Annotated in this window: 26 protein-coding genes; 21 read left to right on the top strand and 5 right to left on the bottom strand. The window is 74.0% G+C overall.

Annotated elements, in window-relative coordinates:
- Positions 1–4 precede the first annotated feature (4 nt).
- The 5 genes from ACK586_RS08190 (at position 5) to ACK586_RS08210 (ending at position 4,925) form a co-directional block, all read left to right on the top strand.
- The gene (locus ACK586_RS08190; RefSeq protein WP_409329970.1) at positions 5–712 is read left to right on the top strand and encodes a maleylpyruvate isomerase family mycothiol-dependent enzyme; all 708 of its coding nucleotides are present in this window, start codon (positions 5–7) and stop codon (positions 710–712) included.
- Positions 713–782: 70 nt separating this feature from the next.
- Entirely contained in the window at positions 783–1,835 is a 1,053-nt protein-coding gene (locus ACK586_RS08195; RefSeq protein ID WP_409329971.1) for an LLM class F420-dependent oxidoreductase, read from the top strand.
- 36 nt (positions 1,836–1,871) lie between these two features.
- A complete protein-coding gene (locus ACK586_RS08200) occupies positions 1,872–2,636 on the top strand; it encodes a 3-hydroxyacyl-CoA dehydrogenase (protein ID WP_409329972.1) in 765 nt (254 codons plus the stop codon).
- Positions 2,633–3,790, top strand: a complete 1,158-nt coding sequence (locus ACK586_RS08205; protein ID WP_409329973.1) for a CaiB/BaiF CoA transferase family protein — start codon at positions 2,633–2,635, stop codon at positions 3,788–3,790. Before ACK586_RS08200 ends, ACK586_RS08205 begins: the two co-directional genes overlap by 4 nt.
- Positions 3,783–4,925, top strand: coding sequence for a thiolase family protein (locus tag ACK586_RS08210; RefSeq protein ID WP_409329974.1), 1,143 nt, complete (start codon positions 3,783–3,785; stop codon positions 4,923–4,925). Before ACK586_RS08205 ends, ACK586_RS08210 begins: the two co-directional genes overlap by 8 nt.
- A gap of 57 nt (positions 4,926–4,982) precedes the next feature.
- Here ACK586_RS08210 and ACK586_RS08215 read toward each other — a convergent pair whose 3' ends face one another.
- Positions 4,983–6,629 carry a methyl-accepting chemotaxis protein gene (locus tag ACK586_RS08215; RefSeq protein ID WP_409329975.1) on the bottom strand — a complete coding sequence of 549 codons (1,647 nt, stop codon included), beginning with the start codon at positions 6,627–6,629 and terminating at the stop codon, positions 4,983–4,985.
- A 178-nt stretch (positions 6,630–6,807) separates the two neighbouring features.
- Between ACK586_RS08215 and ACK586_RS08220 the strand changes: the two genes are divergently transcribed.
- Genes ACK586_RS08220 through ACK586_RS08235 form a run of 4 tightly spaced genes read left to right on the top strand, consistent with a single transcriptional unit; the run spans position 6,808 to position 11,095 of the window.
- Entirely contained in the window at positions 6,808–7,605 is a 798-nt protein-coding gene (locus ACK586_RS08220; protein ID WP_409329976.1) for an SDR family oxidoreductase, read from the top strand.
- Positions 7,605–8,342: an alpha/beta fold hydrolase gene (locus ACK586_RS08225; RefSeq protein WP_409329977.1), complete on the top strand. Its 738-nt coding sequence runs from the start codon at positions 7,605–7,607 to the stop codon at positions 8,340–8,342. The genes ACK586_RS08220 and ACK586_RS08225 overlap by 1 nt, the downstream gene beginning before the upstream one ends.
- 60 nt (positions 8,343–8,402) lie before the next feature.
- A complete protein-coding gene (locus ACK586_RS08230) occupies positions 8,403–9,566 on the top strand; it encodes a thiolase family protein (protein WP_409329978.1) in 1,164 nt (387 codons plus the stop codon).
- A complete protein-coding gene (locus ACK586_RS08235) occupies positions 9,563–11,095 on the top strand; it encodes an MFS transporter (protein WP_409329979.1) in 1,533 nt (510 codons plus the stop codon). The genes ACK586_RS08230 and ACK586_RS08235 overlap by 4 nt, the downstream gene beginning before the upstream one ends.
- On the opposite strand, the gene ACK586_RS08240 is transcribed toward ACK586_RS08235, so the two are convergent.
- Positions 11,092–12,453: a TetR/AcrR family transcriptional regulator gene (locus ACK586_RS08240; protein WP_409329980.1), complete on the bottom strand. Its 1,362-nt coding sequence runs from the start codon at positions 12,451–12,453 to the stop codon at positions 11,092–11,094. The genes ACK586_RS08235 and ACK586_RS08240 overlap by 4 nt on opposite strands.
- 272 nt (positions 12,454–12,725) lie before the next feature.
- On the opposite strand from ACK586_RS08240, the gene ACK586_RS08245 reads away from it, so the two are divergent.
- From ACK586_RS08245 to ACK586_RS08260, 4 genes are all read left to right on the top strand, one after another.
- A complete protein-coding gene (locus tag ACK586_RS08245; RefSeq protein WP_409329981.1) occupies positions 12,726–13,244 on the top strand; it encodes a Clp protease/crotonase-like domain-containing protein in 519 nt (172 codons plus the stop codon).
- Between the two features lie 156 nt (positions 13,245–13,400).
- The gene (locus ACK586_RS08250; protein ID WP_409329982.1) at positions 13,401–13,985 is read left to right on the top strand and encodes a carboxymuconolactone decarboxylase family protein; all 585 of its coding nucleotides are present in this window, start codon (positions 13,401–13,403) and stop codon (positions 13,983–13,985) included.
- Between the two features lie 39 nt (positions 13,986–14,024).
- The gene (locus ACK586_RS08255; RefSeq protein ID WP_409329983.1) at positions 14,025–14,834 is read left to right on the top strand and encodes an SDR family NAD(P)-dependent oxidoreductase; all 810 of its coding nucleotides are present in this window, start codon (positions 14,025–14,027) and stop codon (positions 14,832–14,834) included.
- A gap of 71 nt (positions 14,835–14,905) precedes the next feature.
- Positions 14,906–15,661 (top strand): FadR/GntR family transcriptional regulator, encoded by a 756-nt coding sequence (locus ACK586_RS08260; protein ID WP_409329984.1) that lies wholly within the window; start codon positions 14,906–14,908, stop codon positions 15,659–15,661.
- A gap of 12 nt (positions 15,662–15,673) precedes the next feature.
- Here ACK586_RS08260 and ACK586_RS08265 read toward each other — a convergent pair whose 3' ends face one another.
- On the bottom strand, positions 15,674–16,714 hold the full coding sequence (locus ACK586_RS08265) for an aromatic ring-hydroxylating oxygenase subunit alpha (protein WP_409329985.1): 1,041 nt from the start codon (positions 16,712–16,714) through the stop codon (positions 15,674–15,676).
- A gap of 107 nt (positions 16,715–16,821) precedes the next feature.
- Here ACK586_RS08265 and ACK586_RS08270 point away from each other — a divergent pair, with 107 nt between their 5' ends.
- Together ACK586_RS08270 and ACK586_RS08275 are read left to right on the top strand one after the other, a co-directional pair.
- Positions 16,822–17,736, top strand: a complete 915-nt coding sequence (locus ACK586_RS08270) for an AMP-binding protein (protein WP_409329986.1) — start codon at positions 16,822–16,824, stop codon at positions 17,734–17,736.
- Between the two features lie 27 nt (positions 17,737–17,763).
- Entirely contained in the window at positions 17,764–18,222 is a 459-nt protein-coding gene (locus ACK586_RS08275) for an AMP-binding enzyme (RefSeq protein ID WP_409329987.1), read from the top strand.
- A gap of 76 nt (positions 18,223–18,298) precedes the next feature.
- Here ACK586_RS08275 and ACK586_RS08280 read toward each other — a convergent pair whose 3' ends face one another.
- Positions 18,299–19,567: an ABC transporter substrate-binding protein gene (locus ACK586_RS08280; protein ID WP_409329988.1), complete on the bottom strand. Its 1,269-nt coding sequence runs from the start codon at positions 19,565–19,567 to the stop codon at positions 18,299–18,301.
- A 297-nt stretch (positions 19,568–19,864) separates the two neighbouring features.
- Between ACK586_RS08280 and ACK586_RS08285 the strand changes: the two genes are divergently transcribed.
- Both ACK586_RS08285 and ACK586_RS08290 read left to right on the top strand, forming a co-directional pair.
- The gene (locus ACK586_RS08285; protein WP_409329989.1) at positions 19,865–21,049 is read left to right on the top strand and encodes a thiolase family protein; all 1,185 of its coding nucleotides are present in this window, start codon (positions 19,865–19,867) and stop codon (positions 21,047–21,049) included.
- A 56-nt stretch (positions 21,050–21,105) separates the two neighbouring features.
- Positions 21,106–21,564: a nuclear transport factor 2 family protein gene (locus ACK586_RS08290; protein ID WP_409329990.1), complete on the top strand. Its 459-nt coding sequence runs from the start codon at positions 21,106–21,108 to the stop codon at positions 21,562–21,564.
- A gap of 48 nt (positions 21,565–21,612) precedes the next feature.
- Here the strand turns inward: ACK586_RS08290 and ACK586_RS08295 are convergent, their stop codons facing one another.
- A complete protein-coding gene (locus tag ACK586_RS08295; RefSeq protein WP_409329991.1) occupies positions 21,613–22,521 on the bottom strand; it encodes an enoyl-CoA hydratase in 909 nt (302 codons plus the stop codon).
- A gap of 79 nt (positions 22,522–22,600) precedes the next feature.
- On the opposite strand from ACK586_RS08295, the gene ACK586_RS08300 reads away from it, so the two are divergent.
- From ACK586_RS08300 to ACK586_RS08315, 4 genes are all read left to right on the top strand, one after another.
- Positions 22,601–23,245 carry a cysteine hydrolase family protein gene (locus ACK586_RS08300; RefSeq protein ID WP_409329992.1) on the top strand — a complete coding sequence of 215 codons (645 nt, stop codon included), beginning with the start codon at positions 22,601–22,603 and terminating at the stop codon, positions 23,243–23,245.
- The gene (locus tag ACK586_RS08305; RefSeq protein WP_409329993.1) at positions 23,242–24,087 is read left to right on the top strand and encodes an SDR family oxidoreductase; all 846 of its coding nucleotides are present in this window, start codon (positions 23,242–23,244) and stop codon (positions 24,085–24,087) included. The genes ACK586_RS08300 and ACK586_RS08305 overlap by 4 nt, the downstream gene beginning before the upstream one ends.
- Positions 24,084–25,055 carry a VOC family protein gene (locus ACK586_RS08310; RefSeq protein WP_409329994.1) on the top strand — a complete coding sequence of 324 codons (972 nt, stop codon included), beginning with the start codon at positions 24,084–24,086 and terminating at the stop codon, positions 25,053–25,055. Before ACK586_RS08305 ends, ACK586_RS08310 begins: the two co-directional genes overlap by 4 nt.
- Before the next feature lie 240 nt (positions 25,056–25,295).
- Positions 25,296–25,751, top strand: a complete 456-nt coding sequence (locus ACK586_RS08315) for a Zn-ribbon domain-containing OB-fold protein (protein ID WP_409329995.1) — start codon at positions 25,296–25,298, stop codon at positions 25,749–25,751.

Genomic DNA, 25,751 nt, shown 5'->3' on the forward strand with positions numbered 1-25,751 from the left:
CGTGATGGTGGCCGAGGCCGAGGGTGGGTCGGATCTGCTCGGCGCGCTCCGCGTCGAGACCGATCGCGTTGCGGGTCTCCTCGCCGGCGGGGAGCCGGATGCCGCGGTGCCGGCGTGCCCGGGCTGGACCCTGCGGCACCTCGGGGAACACCTGGCGGCCGTGCACCGCTGGGGCGCCGCCGCGGTCCGGGCCGGAGGTGAGCGTGTCGCCATGGCCGACCCGGAACTCGTCGGCGACGTGGCGGACCACTACGCGGCGGCCGCCGGCGACCTGCTCGAGGCACTGGGCGGAACCCGGCCCGACGCGCAGGCGTGGGGTTTCGGCCCCCCGCCGCGCACCGCGGGCTTCTGGGCGCGGAGGCAGCTACACGAGACGACCGTGCACCGGTGGGACGTCCAGCAGGCGTTGCGGCGACCCGTCGACGCCGTGCCCGCGGTGCAGGCGGCGGATGGCATCGACGAGGTGCTCACCGTCTTCGTGTCCCGGCGGCTGCGCAGCGGGCCCCCTCTGCCCGTATCGATCAGGCTCCGGGCCGTGGAGGGCGGGGACTGGCGGATCGGCGACGGCGAGCCGGCAGCGGCCGTGACCGGACCGGCACAGCAGTTGTTCCTCCTGCTGTGGGGCCGCGTCGACCCGACGGCCCCCGGCGTGCGCATCGCAGGGGATCAGCAGGCGGCCGTCCGGGTGCTGGAGGCCGGGCTCACCCCGTGACGGTCATCGCGGCAGATCATTTAGCGATATCTGCGGTACGGTGCCGGCAGGCCACGGGGAAGGAGCCAGGATGCGGATCGGCATGCCGCTGTCCTACAGCGGCGGTTTCGCGGAGACTGCCGCGGTCATCGGCGAGTACGAGGCCGCCGGGCTCGACATCCTGTTCGTCCCGGAGGCCTACTCCTTCGACGCCGTGAGCCTGCTCGGCTTCCTCGCCGCGCGGACGACCCGACTGGAACTGGCCTCCGGCATCCTCAACGTCTACTCCCGGACGCCGGCGCTGCTCGCGATGACCGCGGCCGGCCTCGACCACGTCTCCGGCGGGCGGTTCACCCTCGGGATCGGGGCATCCGGCCCCCAGGTGGTGGAGGGCTTCCACGGCCTGCCCTACCGGGCGCCGCTGGGCCGCACCCGGGAGGTCGCCCAGATCTGCCGCGCCGTGTGGCGGCGCGAGCCGCTCGACCACCGGGGACCGCAGATCAGCGTCCCGCTGACCGCGGAGGACGGCGGCACCGGGCTCGGCAAGCCGCTGAAGCTCATCAACCGGCCGGAGCGGGCGCGGATCCCGATGATGCTGGCCGCCCTCGGTCCCAGGAACGTCGCCCTCGCCGCGGAGCTGTTCGAGGCGTGGGAGCCGATCTTCTACCTGCCCGAGGGGGCCGAGGCGGCATTCGGGGAGGCGCTCGCGGAGGGTGCCGCCCGCCGGGACCCGGAGCTCGGCCCGCTCGACGTCGTCGCCGACGTGAACGTCCTGGTCACCGAGGACGACGACGAGGCAGACCGTGGCCGCGAGCGGGTGCGCAGGCACCTGGCGCTCTACGTCGGCGGCATGGGCGCCCGGGGGAAGAACTTCTACAACGACCTCGCCGGCCGGTACGGCTATCCCGCGGAGGCGGCGAAGGTGCAGGAGCTCTACCTCGACGGCAGCAAGGACAAGGCCGCTGCGGCCCTGCCGGAGGAGCTCGTCCGCGGGGTGTCGCTCGTCGGCCCCCGCAGCTACGTCGCCGAGCGGATGGCGGCCTTCGCCGACGCCGGCGTCACCACCCTCAACGCCACCCCGCTCGCCGAGGACCACGGAGGCCGCCTGCGCTCCGTGGCGACCCTCGTCGAGCTGGCGGCCTGAGCGACATCCCCACCCCGGACAGGAGAACACGGACAGATGGACATCGAGGGCGCGGTCGCCGTCGTCACCGGCGGGGCCTCCGGCCTGGGCCTGGCCACCGCACGCAGGCTGGCCGGCGCCGGCGCCCGGGTCGTGCTGCTCGACCTGCCCCGCACCGACCGCGACGAGGTGCTGGCCTCGTTCGACGGCCGCGCGGAGTACGCGGTCGCCGACGTCACCGACGAGGAGCAGGTCCGCGCCGCATTCGACCGGGCGGCCGAGCTCGGGCCGGTCCGCGTCGTGGTCAGCTGCGCCGGCATCGGCCCGGCCGCCCGCGTCGTCGGCCGCGACGGGACCGCGGCGCCGCTGGAGGGCTTCGCCCGCGTGGTCGGCATCAACCTGATCGGCACGTTCAACGTGCTGCGGCTGGGCGCCGAGCGGATGGCCGCGCAGGAGCCGCTGGGCGAGGAGCGCGGCGTCATCGTCAACACCGCCTCGATCGCCGCGTTCGACGGACAGATCGGGCAGGCCGCCTACGCCGCGTCCAAGGGCGGGATCGTCGGCATGACGCTCCCGATCGCCCGCGACCTCGCCGACAAGCAGATCCGCGTCGTGACCATCGCGCCGGGCACCTTCGACACCCCGCTGCTGGCGAGCCTGCCCGACCCGGTGCGCGACTCGCTCGGAGCCCAGGTGCCGCACCCGCGCCGGCTGGGCGACCCGGACGAGTTCGGGCTGCTGGTCACCCAGATCGTGGCCAACCCGATGCTCAACGGGGAGACCATCCGCCTCGACGGCGCCATCCGCATGGCCCCCCGGTGACCGGCCCCCTGGCGGGCATCCGCGTCGTCGAGCTCGGCGGGATCGGCCCCGGCCCGCACGCGGCCATGGTGCTCGCCGACCTCGGCGCCGACGTCGTCCGGGTCGAGCGCCCCGCCGGCGGCCTGCAGATCGGGGCCGCCGACCGGGACGCCACCCTGCGCGGCCGCCGGTCCATCGCCGCGGACGTGAAGTCCCCCGAGGGCCGTGCGCTCGTCCTCGACCTCGTCGCCGAGGCCGACGTGCTCGTCGACATCTTCCGGCCCGGGGTGGCCGAACGACTCGGCCTGGGGCCCGACGAGTGCCTGGCGCGCAACCCGGCGCTGGTCTACGCGCGGATGACCGGCTGGGGCCAGGACGGCCCCTGGGCCGACCGGGTCGGCCACGACATCAACTACCTGGGTCTCACCGGCACGCTGTCCCTGCTCGGCCGGGCGGGGGAGCGGCCGCAGTTCCCGGCCAACCTGGTCGCCGACTACGGCGGCGGCTCGATGTTCCTCCTCGTCGGCGTCCTCGCCGCCCTCGTCGAGCGGCAGCGCTCCGGGCGGGGCCAGGTCGTCGACGCCGCCATGGTCGACGGCGTGAGCGTCCTGGCCCAGCTCGTGTGGTCGCTGCGCGCACAGGGCGAGTGGGCGGAGCGTGGCACCAACCTGCTCGACGGCGGCGCGCCCTTCTACGACGTCTACACCTGTGCCGACGGCCGGTACGTCGCCGTCGGAGCCCTGGAGCCGCAGTTCTACCGGGCGCTCCTGGAGGGGCTCGGTCTCGCGGCGGAGGACCTGCCCGCCCAGGACGACCGCGCCGGCTGGCCGCGGCTCCGGGAGCTGTTCACCGCGGCGTTCGCCGCACGCAGCCGCGACGAGTGGTGCAGAGTGTTCGACGGCACCGCCGCCTGCGTGACGCCGGTGCTGGACCCCGACGAGGCGCCGGTGCACCCTCACCTGGCCGCCCGCGGCACCTTCGTCGACGTCGACGGTGCCTGGCAGGCCGCGCCGGCCCCCCGCTTCTCACGGACGCCACCGGTGCCGCCCACGGCGCCCGGCCCGCGCGGCGGGGACGGGCGGCCGGTGCTCGAGGAGTGGCGGCGGGGCCGATCGGCGGCACCCGCCGAGAACGGATCCATCCGGACGACCGAGGGGAGAACCGACCATGCGTGACGCGGTGATCGTGGAGGCGGTGCGCACGCCCGTCGGCAAGCGCAACGGCGGACTGTCGGGCGTCCACCCGGCGGAGCTGTCGGCGCACGTGCTGAGGAATCTGGTGGAGCGCGCCGGGGTGGACCCGGCACTGGTCGACGACGTCGTCTGGGGCTGCGTCAGCCAGGTCGGCGAGCAGACCTTCGACATCGCCCGCACCGCGGTGCTCACCGCGGGGTGGCCCGAGTCGGTGACCGGCGTGACGGTCGACCGGCAGTGCGGCTCCAGCCAGCAGTCGGTGCACTTCGCCGCCGCCGGTCTGGTGGCCGGCCAGTACGACGTCGTCGTCGCCGGCGGCGTGGAGTCGATGAGCCGGGTCCCGATGGGCTCGGCCTCGGGGGAGGCGAACCCGTTCCCGCAGGCGTTCCTCGACCGGTACGACGGCGTCGCGCCCAACCAGGGCCTCGGTGCGGAGATGATCGCCGAGCGGTGGGGGCTGTCGCGGGCACAGTGCGACGAGTTCTCCGTCGCCTCCCACGAGAAGGCCGCCGCCGCCCGCGCCGAGGGGCGGTTCGCGGCGCAGATCGCGCCGGTGACCCTGCCCGACGGCACGGTGATCAGCCAGGACGAGGGCATCCGCGAGAGCACCGTCGAGAAGCTCGGCACGCTGAAGACGGCGTTCCGGCCCGACGGCGTCATCACCGCCGGGAACTCCTCCCAGATCTCCGACGGCTCGGCCGCGCTGCTGATGACCACCAGCGACAAGGCCCGCGAGCTCGGGCTCACCCCGATCGCGCGGGTGCACACCGCGGTGCTCGCCGGGTCCGATCCGGTGATGATGCTGACCGCGCCCATCCCGGCGACCGAGAAGGCGCTGTCCAGGAGCGGCCTGTCGATCGACCAGATCGGTGCCTTCGAGGTCAACGAGGCTTTCGCGCCGGTGCCGCTGGCGTGGCTGGCGGACCTGGGAGCGGATGTCAAGGCGCTCAACCCGAACGGCGGCGCGATCGCGCTGGGCCACCCGCTGGGCGGGTCCGGCGCGCGGCTGATGACGACGCTGGTGCACCACATGCGCGACAACGGCATCCGGTACGGCCTACAGACGATGTGCGAGGGCGGCGGCCAGGCCAACGCCACCATCCTCGAGCTGCTCTGACCGGTCGCCGGGACGCCGACGGCGCCGCCCCTGGAGGGACGGCGCTGCCGGCCCTCGTCAGACCGCGAAGCGGGCGATCGCCTGCTGCAGGTCCCCGCTCATCCGCGCGAGCTCGGCGGCGGCGCGCTGGGCGTCCTCGACCCGGGAGTTGGTCTCCTGGGTGCCCGCGGCGAGACCGGAGATGGCGTTGGCGATCTGCTGCGAGCCGCTGGCGGCCTCGGCGACGTTGCGGTTCATCTCGTTGGTCGTGGCCGTCTGCTCCTCGACCGCCGCGGCGATGGTCGCCTGGAAGTCGTTGATCTCGCCGATGACCGTGCTGATCTGACCGATCGCGTCCACGGCGCCGGCGGTGTCGGCCTGGATGGCCTCGACCCGGCGGCTGATGTCCTCGGTCGCCCGTGCGGTCTCCTGCGCCAGCTCCTTGACCTCGCTGGCCACGACGGCGAAGCCCTTGCCCGCCTCACCGGCGCGCGCCGCCTCGATCGTGGCGTTGAGGGCCAGCAAGTTGGTCTGCTCGGCGATGCCGTTGATCAGCTTCACGACCGTGGCGATCTCCTGCGAGGAGTCACCCAGCTTGCCGACGGTGCGCGTCGTGTTCTCCGCGACCGTCACCGCCTGGCCGGCCACGCGGGCCGCCTGGGTGGCGTTCGCCGCGATCTCGCGGATCGCGGACTCCATCTGCGAGGAACCGGCCGCCACGGTGTCGACGCTGGAGGCCACCTCACCGGCGGCGACGACCACCGAGTCCGCCTGGCCGGCCGCCGTCCGCGCGTTGTCCGCGATGGCGCCCGACGCCGCGTTCAGCTTGTCCGATGCACCGGCCAGCCGCTGCGACGCGTCGCCCACCATGTGCAGCACCGAACCCAGCGAGTCCAGGGTGTGGTCCAGCGACTGCGCGACCTCGCCCAGCTCCGCGCCGCCGGTCGGCCCGACGCGCACCCGCAGGTCACCGCCGGCGACCTGGGCCAGCACCTCGCGGATCCGCTGCACGGGACGCAGCACGCTCCGGGCCACCAGCAGCGCCAGCACGACGGAGACGGCCAGACCGATGACCATGACGAGCACGGTGAAGGTGCGCGCGGCCGCGTACGAGTCCGCGGCCTCCTCGGCGACCTGGCTGGCGTAGGTGGAGGCGGCCGTGGTGGCGAGGACGATCTGGTCCGAGGACGTCGTCTCGGCCGCTGTCAGCCGGGGGAAGAGGGTGGCCAGCGTGGCCGTGTCATCGGCGCGGAAGGCCGCGGCGGCCTGCGGCAGCAGCTCGAGGTACGTGATCACCGCGTCGCGGTAGGCCGCGTAGGCGTCGCGCGTGGCGAGGTCCATCGGGGTGGACTCGAGGGTCTCCAGCAGCTCGCTCACCCGCGCCTGCGCGTCCGTCATGAGGCCCTGGGTGCGCGTCAGGACGTCGGCGGGGAGCCCGGGCACCGACAGCGTCGTCCGGTGGTTGCGGAACTCCCACCACGCGGACTCGAGGTCGCGGAGCTGGTCCAGCGGCACGGTGCCCTCGGTGTAGACCCGCTCGGCGGTGTCCCGGAGGTCGGACATGCGGGTGAGCCCGACGACGCTGACGCCGATCGTGGTCAGCGCGACCAGCAGGATGGCCGCGAGCAGCCGGCCGCGGAGCCCGGGTCCGCGGCCGGCCGCCGCGGACCGGGTCGGCGGGTGGTCCGTGCTGTGCCCAGCCGGCTCGGGTGGGGGAACGCTCATCTCTCTTGCCTCCGGGGGGTCGACGACTCGTGCCTCTTTCGGTCGTCCGCGGTGCTCCTGAAGCCCAGGGCGGCGAATCAGCTAACTCATCTGCCCAAGTAGTTGACATTCTCGTCAGATCGCGGCGTGATGGTCTTCCGACCGGCGCTCCCGCCGGCCTCGACGAGGAGGACGGCGCATGGACTACGGCATCTCGGGACGGCCCGCCCTGGTGGTGGGTGGCAGCAAGGGGATCGGGCTGGAGGTCGCCCGCCTGCTCGCCGCCGAGGGGAGCGAGGTCGCGGTCGTGGCGCGGACGCAGCGCCACATCGACTCCGCCGTGGAGAGCATCACCGCGGCCGGCGGCAAGGCCGTCGGGGTGGCCGCGGACATGAGCACCGAGGAGGGCATCGCCAGAGCGGTCACCGAGGTGTCGGACCGGCTCGGCGCACCGCAGATCGTGGTGACCCAGGCGGACTTCCACGTGCGCGGCTTCTTCGCCGAGATCACCCGCGCCGAGGACTACGTGGACTCCTATCGCACCTACACCCTCAGCCAGGTGCACATGCTCCGCGCCGTGCTCCCCGGCATGCAGGAGGCCGGATGGGGGCGCTTCGTGCACATCGGCTCGGCGACCGCCAAGGAGCCGCAGATGAAGCCGCCCCACACGGTCGCCAACGCCACCCGGCCCTCGACGGTCGGACTGCTCAAGAGCGTGGCCGACGAGTACGCCCGCTTCGGCATCACGATCAACACCGTGGCGCCCGGCTGGATCGGCACCAAGACGACGAACTGGTACCTCGCCAACCACGAGGGACTGACCGACCCCGAGGCGCGGCGCACCTGGATGATCGAGCAGGCGGGCGTGCCGGCCGGACGGCTGGGGGAACCGGGGGAGATCGCCTCGACCATCGCCTACCTCTGCTCGGACCAGGCGGGCTACCTCACCGGCCACTACATCGCCGTCGACGGCGGCCAGCACCGGTCGGCCTTCTGATGGCAGCCTCGGGAGAGCGGCCCGCGCTCGTTCTCGTCCACGGTGGATCGCACGCCGCGAACTGCTGGGAGCCGACCGTCGCGGCGCTCGCCGAGCAGGCCCCCGACCTGCCGGTGCTGGCCGTCGACCTGCCCGGCCGCGGGCAGGAACCAGGGGACCTGGCCACGCTGACGATCGAGCGCTGCGCCGAGAGCGTGGTCGAGCAGGTCGACCGCGCCGGGCTGGGCCGGGTCGTGCTCGTCGGGCACTCGATGGCGGGCATCACCCTCCCCGGCGCCGCGCGGCGGCTCGGCGCCGACCGGCTGGCCGGACTGGTCTGGATCGCCTGCGCGATCCCGCCGGAGGGCGGCACGGTGCTCGACACGATCTCCGGCCCCCTCCGCTGGGTCGCCGCGCGGCGCGCCCGCAGCGGCGGTGTGTCCGCGCCGATGCCCCGACCCCTGGCCCGGTGGGCCTTCTGCAACGGGATGACGCCGGAGCAGACCGCGTGGACCCTCGCCCGGCAGTACCGCGAGGCCGCGACGGTGCTCGCCCAGCCGGTGTCGCAGGAGGGGATGCCGGCCGTCCCGCGCACATGGGTGCTGCCGCTGCGGGACCGGGCGCAGCCGCCCGTCCGGCAGCGGCAGGCGATCGGGCGCCTCGGGATCACCGACGTCGTGGAGGTCGACGCGTGCCACGACGTGATGGTCAGCCACCCCGGCGAGCTCGCCGAGGTGCTGGCCGAGCGGGCCCGGTGACCGCCGTGCACCCGCCGCCCGCGCCCGTCCCGCCACTCCCGATCAGCCCTGGAGGACCCCATGCCTGAGGCCGTCGTCGTCGAGGCCGTCCGCACGCCGATCGGCAAGCGGAACGGCGCCCTGGCCGGGATCCACCCGGCCGACCTCTCCGCCGCCGTGCTGGCCGCGCTCGCGGAGCGCACCGGGATCGACCCCGCCGTCGTCGACGACGTCGTCTGGGGGTGTGCCAACCAGGTCGGCGACCAGGGCTCGCAGCTGGGCCGGTACGCGGCGCTGGCCGCCGGGTGGCCGGAGACCGTGCCCGGGGTGACCGTCAACCGGGCCTGCGGGTCGAGCCAGTCCACCTTCGACTTCGCGGCGGGCATGGTCATGGCCGGCCAGTACGACGTCGTCGTCGCCGGCGGGGTGGAGTCCATGAGCCGGGTGCCCATCGGGCTCGGGCGCGAGCTCGGCCGCCCGGTCGGAGAGCTCGCACGGGAGCGCTACGCCGCCGCCCTCGCCGACTTCCCCGGCGGGAACTTCAACCAGGGGCTCGGGGCCGAGCTGATTGCCGCGAAGTGGGGCTTCACCCGCCGGCAGGTCGACGAGTACGCCGCGCGGTCCCACGAGCGAACGGCCGCGGCGGTGGACCGCGGCGCCTTCGACGCCGGATTGGTCCCCGTGCCCGCCGCTCCCGGCCTGACGGCCGACGAGGGGCTGCGCCGGGGGACGACGGCGGAGAAGCTGGCGGCTTTGAAGCCCTCCTTCAAGGCCGACGGGGTGCTGCACGCGGGGAACTCCTCGCAGATCAGCGACGGCGCCTCGGCCGCCCTGATCACCACGCCGGAGAAGGCGCGGGAGCTCGGCCTGACCCCGCTCGTCCGCTACCACACCGGCGCGGTCAGCGGCGCTGACCCGCTGATGATGCTGACCGGCCCCATCCCCGCCACCAAGAAGGTGCTGCGGCGCTCGGGCCTGGCCCTCGACGACATCGGCGCGTTCGAGGTCAACGAGGCGTTCGCCTGCGTGCCGATGGCCTGGCAGGCGGAGTTCGGTGTCGACGACGAGCGGCTCAACCCGCTCGGCGGGGCCATCGCCGTGGGGCACCCGCTGGGTGCGTCCGGGACGATCCTCATGACCCGGCTCGTGCACCACATGCGCGAGCAGGGCATCCGGTACGGCCTGCAGACCATGTGCGAGGGCGGCGGAACGGCCAACGCCACCGTCGTCGAGCTGGTGGGGTGACGGACCTGCGCCTCCCCGCGCATCCCGGCGCAGAGCCGCCCGGAACGGGCCGGCCGCGGCGGCCCACGTGGGCGGTCGTGGCGGTGTGCTGCGCCAGCGGCATGGTGGTGGCGCTGCAGCAGACCCTCGTCGTCCCGCTGCTGCCGGCGTTCCCGCGGCTGCTGGGCACGTCGGTCGAGAACGCCTCCTGGCTGGTCACCGCCACCCTGCTGACGGCCGCCGTCGCGACCCCGACCGTCGGGCGGCTCGCCGACATGTTCGGCAAGCGCCGGATGCTGCTCGCCTGCCTCGGCTCGATGGTCGCCGGATCCACGCTGGCCGCGATGTCGACCGGGTTCGTCGGGGTGGTGAGCGGCCGCGCACTGGAGGGGGTCGGCATCGCGCTGATCCCCGTCGGCATCAGCATCCTGCGCGACGAGCTGCCACGCTCCCGGGTGCCCGGGGCGGTCGCGTTGATGAGCGCCACCCTCGGGATCGGTGCGGCGGCCGGTCCCGCGCTCTCCGGCGTGCTGTTCGACCATCTGGGCTGGAGCGCCGTCTTCTGGACCTCCGCGGCACTGGGCTGCCTGCTCGTCGGCGCGGTCGCTGTCGTGGTCCCGCAGTCCCCGGTCCGGACCCGTGGCCGCTTCGATGTCGTCGGGGCGGCCCTGCTGTCCCTCGCGCTCGGCGCACTGTTGCTGGCCATCACCAAGGGCGGCTCGTGGGGCTGGTCCAGTGGCCGGGTGACCGGGCTGCTGCTCGGTGCGGCCTGCGCGCTGGCGATCTGGGTGCCGCAGCAGCTGTGGGTCCGCGAGCCCGTGGTGGACCTGCGCGTCTCGGCGCGCCGGCCGGTGCTGTTCACCAACGCCGCCACGGTCCTGATCGGCTTCGCGATGTCGGCCAACATGCTGACGACGACCCAGCAGCTGCAGATGCCGTTGTCGACCGGGTACGGGTTCGGGCTCAGTCCCTCACTGGCGGGGCTGGGCTTGCTCCCGGCCGGGCTCGCCATGGTGGCGATGTCACCGGTGTCCGCGGCCCTGACGCGCCGCTACGGTCCGCGCGCGTCGCTGATGGCGGGGGGTGCCGTCCTCGCCGGGGGTTATGCCATCCGCGCCTGGCTGACCGACGCGGTCTGGCAGGTGGTCGCCGGTTCCGCGGTGGTCGCCACGGGCGCGGCCCTGGCCTACGCGGCCATGCCGCTGCTCATCATGAGGTCCGTGCCGGTCACCCAGACGGCGTCGGCCAACGGGTTGAACGCGCTGCTCCGTGCCATCGGCACATCCTCGTCCAGCGCCGCCGTGGGCAGTGTCCTCGCGTCGACCACGGTCGCCGTCGGCGCCACCACGCTGCCCGCGCTGGCCGCCTTCCAGCAGCTGTTCCTGCTCGCCGGGGTGGCCTCGGTGGCGGCCGTGGGTTTCGCCGCCCTGGTGCCGGCGGGCTCCCCGTCGGCGGCCGAGGACGACGTGGTGCCGGACGTGCCGGCGCTCGACGTCGCGACGGGTGTCGCCGACGGGGACCACGCGCGCCGCAGGACGCCTCCCGCTTAGCGTTGCGGCGCCCGGCCCGGCGGGTCCCAGCCGAACAGCCCGCGGGTGAGCAGCAGCGACTGGACCCGCCGCATCTCGTCGCCGGCCAGCACGGGCCGGTGCCGCCAAGCCTCGTAGGGCAGCTCGGTGAGCACCACCCACAGGGCGACCAGGGCCGCCCGCGGCTCGGCGTCGGGCAGCAGCGGAGACCCGAGCAAGACCGTGCCGCCCACGTCCCGCAGGCAGTCGAGCAGCCGCCCCGTGGCCGGACGCAGCTCGGTCACGCCGGCGGCCTCGGTCGGCCAGAGGTGCAGCACCGTGCCGTGTCGTCGCACGACCCCGGTCCAGTCGTCGAGCCAGGTCTCCAGGGCGGGCACGTCGCCGACCTCGGGCAGCACGCTCAGCTGGGCGCAGACCGCGGACACGGCCTGGTCGGCCAGCGTGCGGAAGACGGCGGTGCGGTCGGTCCAGTACGCGTAGAAGCTGCCGTGGGCGACGCCGGCCTCGGCCACGATCTGGTTGACGCTCGTCCCGGCCAGTCCGCCTCGGTCGAACACCGTGACGGCGGCCTGCAGCAGGCGCTCGACGGTCGGGCGGGCCCGCTCGGTGACCGGCCGGCGCAGGCCCGGGGGGAACGCGAGGACGTCCGGGTGGCCGGCGGGACGCCGCGGGCGTCCGGACGGGAGGCCGGGGCGGGCGCCGGCCCGGGTGGTCGGGAACAGGGTGCCGTGCAGCACCCGGGCGAGGACGACGTCGACGTCGGCGGCCGCGGCCGCCGGCCTGCCCCCCGCGCGCGTGCCGGCCTCCAAGAGCACGTGCGACCAGGCCGTCAGCGCCATCACGGTCACGACGAGGGTCCGCGGCTCGAGCCCACCCAGGTCGGCGCTGAGCAGGCGGGGGAAGACGGCGGCCGTGAACCGCTCGAAGTGCTCCTCCTGCGGGTCCTCCGCCCCCCGGCTCTCCCGCGGGAGGGGCCAGAGCAGCCCCGGCGCGTAGGGCCGCATCACCTCAGCGAGCTCGTGCAGCCACGCGGCGAGGTCCTCGGCCGTCGCGGGGTCCGGGGTGAGCACCGGAAAGGCGTCGTGATGGACCGACAGGGCCGAGCCGAGCTCCGCGACCAGCATCTGGAACAGCGACTGCTTGCCGTCGAAGTACTGGTAGAACGCCGCGTCGGAACGTCCCGTGGCGGCGGCGATCGCGGCGCTGCTCGTCCCGTGGAAGCCCTGGTCGCTGAAGAGCCGGCGAGCCGCGTCGGCCATCTCCCGGATCGCCCGGGTCCCCTCGGGCCCGATCTCCGGGCCGACCGGGTAGGAGTCGCGGCGCCGGACCGGGAAGCCGGTTGCCGTCCCGCCTCCGGTGGTGTCCGGGAACCGCTGCATCGATCCGCCGGCTCCCTCGGTCTGCGGTCCGGGAGCCCCGGGCGTCCCCGTCCGCGTGCGGCGGGGCACCCGACCGATGAGCGGCCGGAATCGTGTGACGAATCTATCTCACTTGCCTGTATGACGATGGTCTCATTGGTGTCACGGCTCACAGGATCGCGCTCGGCGGTGGATGTCCGTGGCAGGTCGTGTTGCTCCGCCCGGTGATCCCGCCCGAGTAGACCCATGCCCCACGTCGTCCCGACCGCCCCGCGTCCCCGGAGGGGGACTGGGTGGGCACGGCCCACCTGCGCCTCGAGCGGCACGGGTCGTTCGCGCACCTCGTCGTCGACCGGCCGGTGGCACGCAACGCCATGACGCCGGCGATGTACTGGGGGATCCGGCTGGCCGTGTGCAGACGGCGGAGCGAGACCCCGGGCTCGCGGGGGCTGCTGATCGCCGGTACGGGCGACGTCCTGATCTCCGGCGGGGACCTGTCCGGCACCGGGGACGGTGGCTGGACCGACTTCGGCGACTTCCTGATGGACGTGACGCCGTCCGACACCCTCCGGCAGGCGGCGACCGTGCCGGACGGCGCCGGTCGCGCGCAACGACATCGAGCGCAGCCTCGACGCGCGGATCGGCCGCTACGACGGCATCGCGATGCGGACCAGCCTCCAGGGCCGGAGGTGCGCGAGGGCCACCTGGCCTTCAAGGAGCGCCGCGGTGCCGCCTGGGTCCACTCCGACCTGGGCGCCGCCGGCTCTGAGGCCGGGGGTGGACCGGGCCGGGAGGGCCATCGTCTTACCTAGTTGTCTGATTCACGGGGGCGGATTAGTGTCGCCCGTCACGAGGGCAGCTCGGCGGCCGGCCTGCGCAGGGGCGCAGCAGCTCCCGCCGGCCCCGGGCGCACCGAGCCCGGGCCATCCGCAGCAGAGGCACCTGTCGGCCGAGAGAGGGAGACGCTGGTGGTCCGCATCGAGCCCGTCCCGTGGGACGACCTGCCCGAGGAGTCGCGCGCCATGCTCGAGGCGGGTGCCGCCTCCGGGATGTACACGACCACGATGCCCATGCAGGTGGTCGCCTACAGCTCCGCGGCGCTGCAGGCCATGCACGCTGCCTACACCGCCACCTTCGGCAGGGGCCTGCTCGAGCCACGCCTGGTGGAGCTGGTCCGCCTCCGCAGCGCCCAGGCCGGCGGGTGTGCCCCCTGCGCGTCGTCCCGCAAGGACGACTCGGTCGGCGAGGACGACGTCGCCTGCCTGGTCGCCCCCGACCCGGCCGTGTTCGCGCCGCGCGAGCTCGCCGCCCTCCGCTTCTTCGACCAGCTCTGCTACGACCACCACGGCATCGACGAGGGGACCTTCCGCGGCCTCCTGGAGGTGTTCTCACCCGCCGAGGTCGTCGAGCTGGGCTTCCTGTGCGGCAACTTCCTGGGCGGGCACCGGTTCATGCACGCCCTCGACGTGCTCGGGGACGGCGAGCCCCTCGTGCGCTTCGACCCGTCCGAGATCGACCGGTCGCAGGCGACCGCCGACGCCGGCCCGGCCTGACGGCCTGGCGACAACCGCAGGACCGAAGGAGAGACATCGATGGATCTGCAGTTGGCGGGCAAGCGGGCGCTGGTCACCGGGAGCAGCGCCGGCATCGGCGTCGGCATCGCCGAGATGCTCGCGGCCGAGGGCGTGTCGGTCGTCGTGCACGGGCGCAACGCCGAGCGCACACGGGCGGTCGCCGAGCGCATCGCGGCGGGCGGGGGGAAGACCGCGTATGCCGTCGGCAGCCTGTCGACCGACGAGGGCGCGGCCGAGGTCGCGGACGCCGCGCTGGTGGCGTTCGACGGGATCGACATCCTCGTGAACAACGCCGGTGGCGCCGCGGAGGCGACCAACCCCTCGTGGTTCGCCACCGGCACCGAGGCGTGGCTGGACACGTACCAGAGCAACGTCCTGGCCGCGGTGCGCCTGATCCACCGGCTGACGCCGGGCATGCGCGAGCGCGGCTGGGGCCGGGTGATCAACATCGGCACGGGCGCCGCCATCACCCCCACCTCCGCGCAGCCGGACTACGGCCCGTCCAAGGCGGCGATGCTCAACATGTCCCTCGGCCTGTCCAAGGCGCTCAAGGGCACGGGCGTCACGTCCAACACGGTCTCGCCCGGCATGATCCGGACCGAGGGGCTGGAGCGGTTCCTGGCCAACTTCGCCGAGAAGCGCGGCTGGGGGGACGACCTGCAGAAGGCCGAGGACTACATCGTCAAGGGGACCGGCCAGACGGTCTCCCGGGTCGGCGAGGTCGACGACATCGCCTACGGCGTCGTCATGCTGGCCAGCCCCCGCTCAGACTTCGTCAACGGGGTCAACCTGCACCTCGACGGCGGGATCAGCCCGTCGATCCACTGAGCGCCCGCCGCCGGGACGGACCCCGGACGCGCCGGTAGCGTGCTGCCCCGGAGGACGACGAGCGGGGCGCGATGACGGTGGAGCAGGCGGAGGGCGGCACGGCCCGCCGTCCCAAGGCGGCGGTCGTGGTGGCGCACCGGATCGCGGAGCTGATCAGCGCGGGGGAGCTGCAGGAGGGCGACCCGCTGCCCAACGAGACGGCCATGCTCGCCGACCTCGGCGTCAGCCGGCCGACCCTGCGCGAGGCCCTGCGACTGCTGGAGACCCAGGGCGTGCTGCGGATGAAGTCCGGTCCCGGTGGGGGCCCCGTCGTCCGCCGTCCCGACCCGGGGAACCTGGCCGGCGCCATGACCTTGCTGCTGCAAGGCCTGGGCGCCGGCTTCGGCGAGGCGCTGGTGGCCTGGGCCGCGCTCGAGCCCGTCGCCGCCGGCCTGGCGGCGCGGGCGGCCACCGACGGGCAGCTGGCGGCCCTCGAGGAGCAGGCCGCGCGGATGGCGGCGGCCTCCGCCGAACCAGCCTTCTACACGGAGAACGCCCGCTTCCACGCGCTGCTCGCCGAGGCGGCGGGCAACACGGTCGTCCTCGTCGTCCTGGAGGCCATCGCCCGCATCACCGCGGGGATCGGCGCCGGCATCTCGGTGCCGCGGTCGTTCCGGGGGGCCCTGGCCGACCAGGCCCTCGACCTCGTCGAGGCCCTGCGAGCGCGCGACGAGGCGGCGGCCACCGCGGTGATGGCCGCGACCATGGGCGACTGGCAGCGGTTCGTCGCCTCCCGCTACCCGGACCTGCGCGCCGAGCCGATCCGCTGGACGCCGGTCGCGGACTGAGCCCGCGGGCCGTCAGGCGCCGCGGGACAGCACCGGGTCCGTGGCGCGGGCGGCGGCGGGGGCGGGGGAGGACTCGGCGTCGGGGTAGAACCGGGTGCTCCAGCGGCGCAGGGCCCGGAAGCCGGCTGCCTCGCTGGTCGCCAGCGCCGGGGGGTCCAGGTACATCTGGTTGTCCCAGATCGTGATGTCCTGCGGCAGGGCGCCCTTGATGACGTCCAGCCGGCGGGTCCGGTCCTCGGCGGTGCTGCCGGGGACGTCCTCCAGCCAGTAGGTGCCGAACATCTCGGTGCGGTCGTCGTCGACGGGCGTGGTGGAGATCAGCATCAGCCGCCACCCCTCGGGGGTCAGTTCGGCGTTGTAGGCGAAGCCGATCCCGACCGAGTGGATCGTGATGGTGTTCCGCCGGTCGTCGGGCCGGTCCACGCCGTCGGCCCAGCGCCGGCCGAAGCCCGCCACCGTGTGCCACACGGTGTCGGTCACGTCCTGCTGCAGGATCACCGGCGCCAGCGGGGTGCCGTGGACGAAGCGGAAGTGCTCGGGGTCGACGGAGTTCTCGAGCACGTACTGCGGGTGCACCTGGGTGTCGGTGTAGTGCGAGGTGCCGTCGGGCAGCGGCGACTGGAACGTCAGGCCGGCGATGTGCGGGGTCACGTCGGTCAGCAGGTCCGGGATGTCGTAGAACGGGTCCCGCCCGTGCAGGTCGTGCCACAGGAAGAGGACGTCGTCCTTCTCCTGCACGTGCCACGTCCGGATCCGGCGGGCGTTGTTGGGCCGGTCCTGGTAGGGGATGGACACGTTCCGGCCGTCGGGCCCCCACGTCCAGCCGTGGAAGGGGCACTGGATCCCCGTGGCGGTGACCGTGCCGCCGTACGCCAGGTTCGCGCCCAGGTGCCGGCAGTAGGCGTCCATCACATGGACGACCTGCTGCTCGTCCCGCCAGGCGACGAGGTCCTGCCCGAAGTACCGCAGCGGGACGACGCCCTCCGCCGGCACCGTGGAGGACCAGCCGATCTGGAACCAGCCGGTGGGCTTCATGCTCAGGGTCGTCCGCACGGGGCACTCCTCGGTCTTCCGGATCACAAAATTCCTGTATAGAAATTAACGGTTCAGCGGCCGGACGGCAAGGGACCGCGGGCCCGAGGCGGCGACAGGAGGCGGACATGACCGAAAACGACGTGGAACGGCGGCGGCGGCGACGGGAGGCGGCGGCGCGCTGCCGACGGGGCCGTCGACCACCGGCCCCGGCCCGGCTCGGTGCGGTGCAGAACCCGCTCGTCCCGCTGCTGCGCGAGGCCGAGATCGGGGCCCTGGTGGAGCAGTTCGCGCCGGAGGTGGCCGTGGTGCCCACGGAGTGGCGCGGCTTCCGGCACGCCGAGGTCGTGGCCGCGATCGGCGGACCGCGCACCCGGGTGCTCGTCTGCGACTCCGGAAGCGCACCCGGCGGCGCCCTGGCGCTGCCGCACGGGGACCCCACGACGCTGCCGCCGCCGCCGGAGGGCGGCGGCGTGCGGTGGGTGTTCACCACCTCGGGCAGCACGGCCCGACCCAAGGGCGTCGGGCACACCGATGCATCCGTCGCCGCCGGGTCCAACGCGACCGTCGAGCAGTTCGGCGTCGGCCCCGACGACCTCTTCCCGATGGCATACCCCTATGCGCACATCGGCGGCATCACCTTCCCGGTGACGGCGCTGCGCACGGGGTGCCGCGTGGTCCTGCTCGACACCTTCGACCCGGCCGCCACCCCTCGGGCCATGGCGGAGGCGGGGGCGACGATCCTCGGCAGCGCCACGCCGTTCTTCCAGGCCTACCTCGCCGCGCAGCGGCGAGCCGGCCCGGGGCGGCTGTTCGGCCGGCTCCGCATCTGCATGGGTGGCGGCGCGCCGGTCGCGCCCGAACTCGACGAGGTGGTCCGCCGTGAGCTGGGCGGGCACGGCGTGGCCAACGGGTACGGGCTGACCGAGTTCTCCATCGCGGGGTTCCCGCCGCTCGACGACGCCGCGGCCAAGGCGGTCTCGGCGTGGCGTCCCGGCCCCGGGCTGGAGGTGCGCATCGTCGGCGCGGACGGAGTTCCCTGACCGGCCGGGACCGAGGGCGAGGTGCGGGTGCGCGGTCCCCAGCGGTTCGCCGGGTACCTGGAGGCCGACCTCGACGCGGCCGGCCTCGACGAGGAGGGGTTCGTCCGGACGGGGGACCTCGGCGTCCTCGACGACCGCGGACTGGTCACGATCACCGGCCGAATGAAGGAGATCGTCGTCCGCAACGGCGAGAACATCTCGATGTCCGAGGTGGAGGCGGTGCTGGCCACCCACCCGGCGGTCGCCGATGTCGCCGTCGTCGGGCTGCCGGACGAGCGCCTCGGTGAGCGGTGCTGCGCCGTCGTCGTCCCCGCTCCCGGGACCGAGCCGCCGACGACGGCGGACCTCGGCGAGCACTGCCGGCGAGCTGGCCTGGCGCGGTACAAGGCGCCCGAGCAGATCGTGGTCCTGGCCGCCCTGCCGCGCAACGCCATGGGGAAGCTCCAGCGGGCCGAGATCCGCAGGGCCCTGGCGGCGCGGGAGTAACGCGGCAGCGGGGTCCGGCGGGTGGTGCGGCCGCGCCGGAACGCTGCCGCACCACCCGCCGGGCGTGCTGGTGGGTCTACAGGTCGTAGATGCCCTCCGTGTCGAGCACCTGGTAGTCCGACAGCGAGCCGTCGGTCGCACCCGTGGCCACGATGGTGATCGAGGAGCAGATGTTCGGCGAGATCGAGGGGACCGCCTCGCCGTTGCACTGGAACGTCTCGCCGCCACCGACGGGGTAGGACTGCGCGGGCATCGTGTCCAGCGCCTCCTGGATCCCGGCCGGCGTCAGGTCGGGGGTCTCGTCCGCGTTGACGGCGCGGGCGAAGCTGAGCATGGCCTGGTAGCCGCTCACGGACCGGTTCAGGTCGGTGACGTCGCTGTAGGCGTCCATGACCGCCTGGTACAGCTCGTACTCCTCGTCGCCCTCCTCGAAGACCGCCTGCGCGATGACGTCGACGCCCTCGAAGCCACCGGGGATGGACGCCGCGGCGTCCTGGCTCACGCACCGGTCGAGCACGACGACCTGCGTGTCGAGGCCCAGGGTCTGGATGGCGCGCAGGGCGCTGGAGCAGAAGGTGACGTCCCCGATGATGTAGATCATGTCGGGGTCGGACTCGGCGGCCGCCTGGAACTGCGGCGTCATGTCCGCCGTGCCGGGGGCGATCCTGACCAGCTCGACCTCGCTCCCGGCGTTCCCGAAGAGCAGGGGCCCGAACCGGGCGGCCGGATCGGCTGCCGCGGGCACGTCGATGACGACCATCGTCGCGTTCTGGACGTCGTTGGCGCGGGCGTAGGCCGCCGGGCCACCGAAGGCCACCAGCGGGTTGAAGAAGACGTTCACGCCGGGGTCGGTCAGCGACGTCCCCGTGGAGATGTAGTTGGCCGCCACCGGGATGTCCGCGGCGGTGACGATCTGCAGCCACGGGTCCACCTGCTGGGGACTGGCCGCAACGACCGCCGCGACCCCCTCCTGCACCATCTCGTTGCCGCACTGCTGGGCGCCGGCCGGGGTGCCGCCCTCCTCGCACACGATGAGCTCGATCGGCCGGCCGTGCAGTCCGCCGAGCCGCTCGTTGATGTACTCGGCGGCCGCCTCGGCGCCGCGGATCTCGGGCGTGAAGTCGATGGCCTGGGTCTGGCCGGTGCTGATGTAGCCGATCGTCACGGGCTCGCCCTCGGCCGGGTCCTCCTCACCCAGCGCCTCCGAGGAGGCCCCGGTCTCCGCCGTCCCGCCTCCACCACCGCCGTCGTCGTCGTCCCCGCAGCCCGCTGCGACGAGGACGAGGGCGAGCAGGGTCGTGGGGATGACGGCCCGGGAGCGGAGCCGACGGGTGGACGAAGACATTGGCGGTCCTGCCTCTCTGATGGCGTGCCGGGGTGGCGTGTGTCACGCCCGACGGGAACGCGGGGACCATAGATGAATCAGGTAGATGTTCGTACCTGTTGTAACCGAGCTGGTATCAAGTCGGCGGCGTCCGTCGAATGGCCGAGGGGACCGTTCCGGCGGACGTCGGCCGGTCGGTGCCGTCGCTTGACGCCCTCCATCGGCCGACCTACGTTTGACGAACACGTCAAAACCAGGTCGCGCGTGTGCGACCGAGATCGTCCGCCGCGTGCGGGGCGGGTCAGGAGATCGGCGAAGATGACCGGAACGTCAGACGCCTACGTGCTGGCCGGGTGCCGCACGGCCATCGGCACCGCCTTCAAGGGCACGCTGAACCAGACCTCGGCCTTCGAGCTCGCCGAGACCGTCGTCGAGCAGGCCGTCGGCCGCTCCGGCATCCGCGCCGAGGACATCGACGACATCATGCTCGGCGAGGTGATGCAGGGCGGCGGCGACCTCGCCCGGCACACCGCCGTCCGGCTCGGCCTCACCTCCGCGCCGGGCCTGGCGCTCCAGCGGCAGTGCGCCTCGGGGCTGTCGGCCGTGGCGGGAGCCGCCGGCAGCATCCGGGCCGGCATGGACCGCGTCGTCGTGGCCGGCGGGGTGGAGTCCTCGTCGACCCGGCCGGCGTCGGCCTACCGCAGGCCCGGCACCGACGAGTGGCAGCAGCCGTGGATGCCGCCGTCGCACCCGGCCACCGCCGAGGCGCCGGCCGACGACATGTCGATCACGGTCGGCTGGAACACCGCGAAGCTGGCCGGGATCAGCCGCGAGGACATGGACGCCTGGGCGCTGCGCTCCCACCAGCGCGCCCTGGCGGCCATCGACGACGGCCGCTTCGCCCAGGAGATCGTCCCGATCAAGGCCTCGCGCCCCGACGGCGAGACCGTGCTGTTCGATACCGACGAGCACCCGCGCCGTGGCACCACGGCCGAGCGCCTCGCCGGGCTCAAGGTGCTGCACCCGGAGATCGAGGGCTTCAGCATCACGGCCGGCAACTCCTCCGGCATCAACGACGGTGCCGCCGCGCTGGTCCTCGGGGACCACGACGCGGTCCTGCGCTCGGGGGTCGAGCCGCTGGGCGTCGTCCGGTCGTGGGCGTCGGTGGGTGTGGACCCCGTCCGCACCGGGCTGGCCCCGCAGCTGGCCATCCCCAAGGCGCTCGAGCGGGCCGGGCTGTCGCTCTCCGACGTCGACCTGTTCGAGATCAACGAGGCCTTCGCGTCGGTGCCGGTGGCCGCCGTCCGCGCGCTGGGCCTGGACGAGGACAAGGTCAACGTCAGCGGCAGCGGCTGCAGCCTCGGGCATCCCGTGGCCGCCACCGGGGCGCGCATGGTCGTCACGCTCCTGCACGAGCTCCGCCGCCGGGGTGGCGGGATCGCCGTCGCCGCGCTGTGTGCCGGTGGCGGCATGGGCTCGGCAATGGTCCTCGAGGTCCGCTGACCGCTGCCGCGCCCGCTGCCCGGCGGGCCGTCCCCTCCCTGGAAACGGAGCTCGGTATGGACGACGCGGAGATGCGCACGCGGATCGGCGTGGCCGATCTGCTGGCGACCTACCAGTGGCGGGTCGACGCGGGCCGGATCGAAGAAGCGGCTGCGCTCTTCGCCGCGGACGGGGTCCTCTTCAACGGGGTGGAGGACGCCGTCGGACCCGAGGGGGTCCTCGAGTTCTTCGGCCGCTCGAAGGACGGGTTCCTCGCGGCGGACTTCCTGCCCGCGCGCCACCACCTGAGTTCGATCCGGATCGAGCCGCGCGCGGACGGGACGGTCCGCGCCTCCTCCTGCTTCCAGTACATCGGGAGCCGGGGGCTCGACCACTGGGGGACCTACCGGGACGAGGTCGTGGAGATCGACGGACGGTGGCTGTTCGCCCGCCGCCGCATCACCGTGGAGGGGTACGTCGCCGGCTCGCCGGTGCCCGGCATGCAGGGGCGCGGGGCGGTGCAGACTCCGGAGTGAGCGGACCCGGGGGGCCGGCCGGCCGGCCGACCCCCCGGCGTCCTCACCTCAGGGGCGGTCCTTGACCGCCGGCCGGATCGCCGGGGCGTCGCGCCAGTCGTCCAGCCCGTACTCGGCGGTGCCGACGTAGACCTGGCCGCCGGAGACCTCGCTCCAGTGCGCGTGGTTGAGCTGGTGCAGCGTGAAGGCGGCATTGAGGGCCGCCGGGAACCCCATCGCGTCCTGCGCCTGGTTCACCGACTCCTTTACCAGCAGCGCGGCCATCGAGGGGATCCGCGCGATCCGGCGCGCGAACTCCAGCGTCCGGTCCGAGAGCTCGGCGGGCGGGAAGACCTTGCTCACCATGCCGAGGGCGTAGGCGTCGTCGGCCGACAGGGAGTCGCCGGTCCAGAGCAGCTCCTTGGCCTTGCGCGGCCCGAACTCCCACGGGTGGCCGAAGTACTCCACCCCGCACATCCCCAGCCGGGTCCCGACGACATCGGCGAAGACGGTCCCCTCCGCGGCGACGACGAGGTCGCAGCACCAGGCCAGCATCAGGCCGGCGGAGAGTACGTTACCGTGCACCTCGGCGATCGTGGGCTTGCGGAGGTCCCGCCAGCGCCGGGTGTTCTCGTAGTAGAAATGCCACTCCTGCCGGGTGCGGCCCTCCGCACCCTCGTGCGCGGCGCCGCAGCACCGGTAGGTCGGGTGCTGGTCCGGGCCGGGCTCGCGCTCGGCGAGGCTCTCCGGGGTTCCCATGTCGTGGCCGGCGGAGAACGACGGGCCGGCACCCCGCAGGACGACCACGCGGACCGTGTCGTCGGCCTCGGCCCGCTCGAAGGCCTCACCGAGCTCCACCAGCAGGCCCCGGTTCTGGGCGTTGCGGGCCTTCGGGCGGTCCAGCGTGATGCGCGCGATGCGCCCCTCGTCCAGCGACTCGTAGCGGATGAAGCGGTACTGGGCGTCCGGCGGCGGCATGGGTCTCCTCGGGAGGTGGGCCCGGTCGGAGCCGCTCGGGCCATGGTCAGCCCCGACCTCCCCGGGCTAAGATTTGACGATGGTGTCAAGTATCGCTCCCGGCGGCAAGGCCGCCTCCGTCCCCGACCCCGCCACCACCGCCGTCGTGGTGGTCGAGTGCCAGCGCGGCGTGATCGGCGACGTGTCCATGCTGCCGGCGCTCGCGCGGGACGCCGCCGACGTTGTCCCCGTCATCGCCCGGCTGCTGGACGCCGCCCGGGCGGCCGGGGTGACCGTCGCGCACGCGACCTTCGAGGGCTCCCTCGGTGCCCGCTCCCGGGGCACCGCCCCGCTGTGGCGCGCGACGAAGGCCAGCGACGAGTGGACCGCCGGCCACCCGGGCACCGAGGTCGTTCCCGAACTGCTGGAAGAGGGCGACCTCGTGCTGCCCCGCCACCACGGGCTGTCGCCGACCTGGAGGACCGAGCTGCTGCCGGTGCTGCGCAACCGCGGCATCCGCACCCTCGTGCTGACCGGCGTCTCGTTGAACGTGGCGCTGCTGCTCACCGCCGCGGAGGCCGAGGCGGAGGGCTTCACCGTCGTCGTCCCGCGCGACGCGGTCGCCGGCACCCCACGGGAGTACGGCGAGCAGGTCCTGCAGAACACCATCTCCATGCTGGCCCGCATCACCACCGCCGACGCCCTCGTCGCCGGGTGGCAGAGCCCGGTCGAGGTCGCCCGGTGAGCGGCGGAGAGCTGACCGGGCGGACGGCGTTCGTCACCGGCGCGAGCCGGGGGATCGGGGCGGCCATCGCCGGCCGGCTCGCTGCCGCCGGTGCGAACGTCGCGGTGTTCGCGGTGGCCGAGGGCAGCTCCGGGCGCCTCCCGGGGACCGTGCACTCCGTGGCCGGGGGGATCGCCGCCGCCGGCGGGCGGGCGCTGGCCCTGGAGGGCGACCTGCGCAGCGACGCCGACGTCGAGGCGGCCATCGCGCGCACCGTCGAGGAGTTCGGCGGGCTGGACATCGTCGTCAACAACGCGGCGGCCTTCGACACCACGCCGACCAGCGCCATCAGCATGAAGCGCTACGACCTCCTGCACGCCGTCAACGCGCGCGGCACGTTCCTGGTGAGCCGGACGGCGCTGCCGCACCTGGAGAAGTCGGCCGCGGCCCACGTGGTGTCGATCTCGCCGCCGCTGACGCTGGACCCGCGCTGGCTCGGCCCCCACCTGGCCTACACGGCGTCGAAGTACGCGGTCAGCCTCACGACGCTCGGCCTGGCCGCCGAGCTGGCCGACCGGGGGATCGCCGCGAACTCGGTGTGGCCGAGCACGGCGATCGCCACCGAGGGCATCCGCGTGATCCTCGGCGAGGAGACCGCGGCCCGCCGGGCCCGCCGCCCCGAGGTGGTCGCCGACGCCGTGCTCGCGATCGTGCGCCGCGATCCCCGGACGTGCACTGGCCGGCTGCTCACCGACGTCGAGGTCCTGCGCGAGGAGGGGGTCACCGACCTCTCCGGCTACCTCATGGGCGACGACGAGGCGGAGCTCGAGGCCAGCTTCTTCCTGCCGGAGGCGACCGCGTGACCACCGACGCCCGCACCGTTGCGCAGTCTGCCGCGGGCGCCGCCCACCACGCGCACTCGGTCATGCACTGCAACCTGAACTCCGCCGACGACCAGCGGTCCGTGGCCTTCTACATGGCCGCGCTCGACGTCGAGCCGCGGATGCGGTCGGTCAGCACCGACGGTGACTCCACCTTCATGGGCCTGTTCGCTGGCACCGCGAGCATCACCACCTTCCTGTACGACCGCCGTGGCCCCCGGGCCGCGCCGGCGCTCGAGCTGGTCGGTTGGTCGCGCCCGGCGACCGAACCGGCCGGCCCCGACGCCGTTCCGCCCGTCTACACCGGCGTCGGGTACCGGACCACGGACCTGCGCGTCGTGCGGTCCCGGCTGGTCGCGCTCGGCGCCGAGGTCGAGACGGTGGACGGGGGTGTCCGGGCACGCGGCCGCACCTGGCCGGCGCTGCGCACCACGGACCCCGACGGCGTGCCGGTCGAGGTGCTCGAGGTGCCCGCGGCGGAAGGGGACCCGGTCGCCGGTGCGTTCGCCTTCGTCCGCCTGCGCAGCAGCGACCTCGACCGGACCGCGGCCTGGTTCGGCGCGATCGGCTGGGAGGCTCGCGGGGACCGTGGGCCGGCCGGGGGAGAGCACCTTTCCCTTGTCCTCCCGGAGGACCCGACGTTCTCCCTGGAGTTCAGCCTCGCGCCGGCCGCGCCGGCCGGGGCAGTGCCGCGGCGGGCCAACACCCAGGGGCTCTACCGCATGGCGCTCGCGGTCGAGGACGTCGCCGCCGCCCGCGCCTCCCTGGTGGCCTCCGGGGTCGCGGGAGAGGTGCCGGAGCCGGAGTTCGTGCCGATGCCCGACACGCCCACCGGCGGCTTCACGGTGTTGTTCCTCAAGGGGCCCGACGCCACGGTCGTCGAGCTGGTCGACCGTCCGCGGTCGACGGTCCGCCGCCCGCTGCAGCCTCAGTGGGACAGCCCGGCCTGACGGATGCATCAAGTCCGCCGGACGACCGCCGCTGAGCGTGTCCGTGCCTGGCCGGAGGCGTCTGGCGCCGGACCGAGGACGCTGACTTGACGCTTTCGTTGACAACGTCGACGGCGGCGCCATAGCGTGACGGACGACCCCTCGGGGCCGGTGAGCACGGCTCGCCGGCCCCGGCACGGGGAACGGCCCGGCCGGCGCGTCCGGCGGCCGCCGCGGCACATCGCCAGGGAGGAACCACTCGTGACCACACAGGTGCCCATCGCCGAGGACCTGTTCACCTGGCCGGCGGAGGAGCCCGCGCTCATCGCCGGCCGCGCCTCCGACGGCTCGCTCGTCTTCCCGTACCGCCGCTCCCGCATCGTCGGGGGCACGCGTGAGGAGCTCGAGCGGGTGGAGCTGCCCCGCCGCGGCACCCTCTGGACCTTCACCACCCAGGTGTTCCGCCCCCCGGCGCCGCCCTACGCCGGGGAGGACGACGCGAAGAGCTTCCCGCCCTTCGCCGTCGGCTACGTCGAGCTCCCCGGCGCGCTCCGCGTCGAGACCCGGCTCACCGAGGCCGACCCGGCGAAGCTGCGGATCGGCCAGGAGATGGAGCTGCGGATCCTGCCCTTCGCGCACGACGCCGAGGGCAACCAGACGATGACCTTCGCCTTCGCACCGGTCGACGGCGAGTCCAGCGCGAGCGGGGAGAACTGA

The sequence above is a fragment of the Trujillonella humicola genome, assembly GCF_046233715.1.
GTDB classification, from domain to species: Bacteria; Actinomycetota; Actinomycetes; order Mycobacteriales; family Geodermatophilaceae; genus Trujillonella; species Trujillonella humicola.

Bases quoted from the DNA above. Each gene is read 5' to 3' on its own strand.
- ACK586_RS08240 (WP_409329980.1), bottom strand. From the start codon at position 12,453: ATGCAGCGGTTCCCGGACACCACCGGAGGCGGGACGGCAACCGGCTTC.
- ACK586_RS08200 (WP_409329972.1), top strand. From the start codon at position 1,872: ATGGACATCGAGGGCGCGGTCGCCGTCGTCACCGGCGGGGCCTCCGGC.
- ACK586_RS08225 (WP_409329977.1), top strand. From the start codon at position 7,605: ATGGCAGCCTCGGGAGAGCGGCCCGCGCTCGTTCTCGTCCACGGTGGA.
- ACK586_RS08210 (WP_409329974.1), top strand. From the start codon at position 3,783: ATGCGTGACGCGGTGATCGTGGAGGCGGTGCGCACGCCCGTCGGCAAG.
- ACK586_RS08290 (WP_409329990.1), top strand. From the start codon at position 21,106: ATGGACGACGCGGAGATGCGCACGCGGATCGGCGTGGCCGATCTGCTG.
- ACK586_RS08230 (WP_409329978.1), top strand. From the start codon at position 8,403: ATGCCTGAGGCCGTCGTCGTCGAGGCCGTCCGCACGCCGATCGGCAAG.
- ACK586_RS08280 (WP_409329988.1), bottom strand. From the start codon at position 19,567: ATGTCTTCGTCCACCCGTCGGCTCCGCTCCCGGGCCGTCATCCCCACG.
- ACK586_RS08295 (WP_409329991.1), bottom strand. From the start codon at position 22,521: ATGCCGCCGCCGGACGCCCAGTACCGCTTCATCCGCTACGAGTCGCTG.
- ACK586_RS08300 (WP_409329992.1), top strand. From the start codon at position 22,601: ATGGTGTCAAGTATCGCTCCCGGCGGCAAGGCCGCCTCCGTCCCCGAC.
- ACK586_RS08195 (WP_409329971.1), top strand. From the start codon at position 783: ATGCGGATCGGCATGCCGCTGTCCTACAGCGGCGGTTTCGCGGAGACT.
- ACK586_RS08260 (WP_409329984.1), top strand. From the start codon at position 14,906: ATGACGGTGGAGCAGGCGGAGGGCGGCACGGCCCGCCGTCCCAAGGCG.
- ACK586_RS08220 (WP_409329976.1), top strand. From the start codon at position 6,808: ATGGACTACGGCATCTCGGGACGGCCCGCCCTGGTGGTGGGTGGCAGC.
- ACK586_RS08270 (WP_409329986.1), top strand. From the start codon at position 16,822: ATGACCGAAAACGACGTGGAACGGCGGCGGCGGCGACGGGAGGCGGCG.
- ACK586_RS08255 (WP_409329983.1), top strand. From the start codon at position 14,025: ATGGATCTGCAGTTGGCGGGCAAGCGGGCGCTGGTCACCGGGAGCAGC.
- ACK586_RS08190 (WP_409329970.1), top strand. From the start codon at position 5: ATGGTGGCCGAGGCCGAGGGTGGGTCGGATCTGCTCGGCGCGCTCCGC.
- ACK586_RS08215 (WP_409329975.1), bottom strand. From the start codon at position 6,629: ATGAGCGTTCCCCCACCCGAGCCGGCTGGGCACAGCACGGACCACCCG.
- ACK586_RS08285 (WP_409329989.1), top strand. From the start codon at position 19,865: ATGACCGGAACGTCAGACGCCTACGTGCTGGCCGGGTGCCGCACGGCC.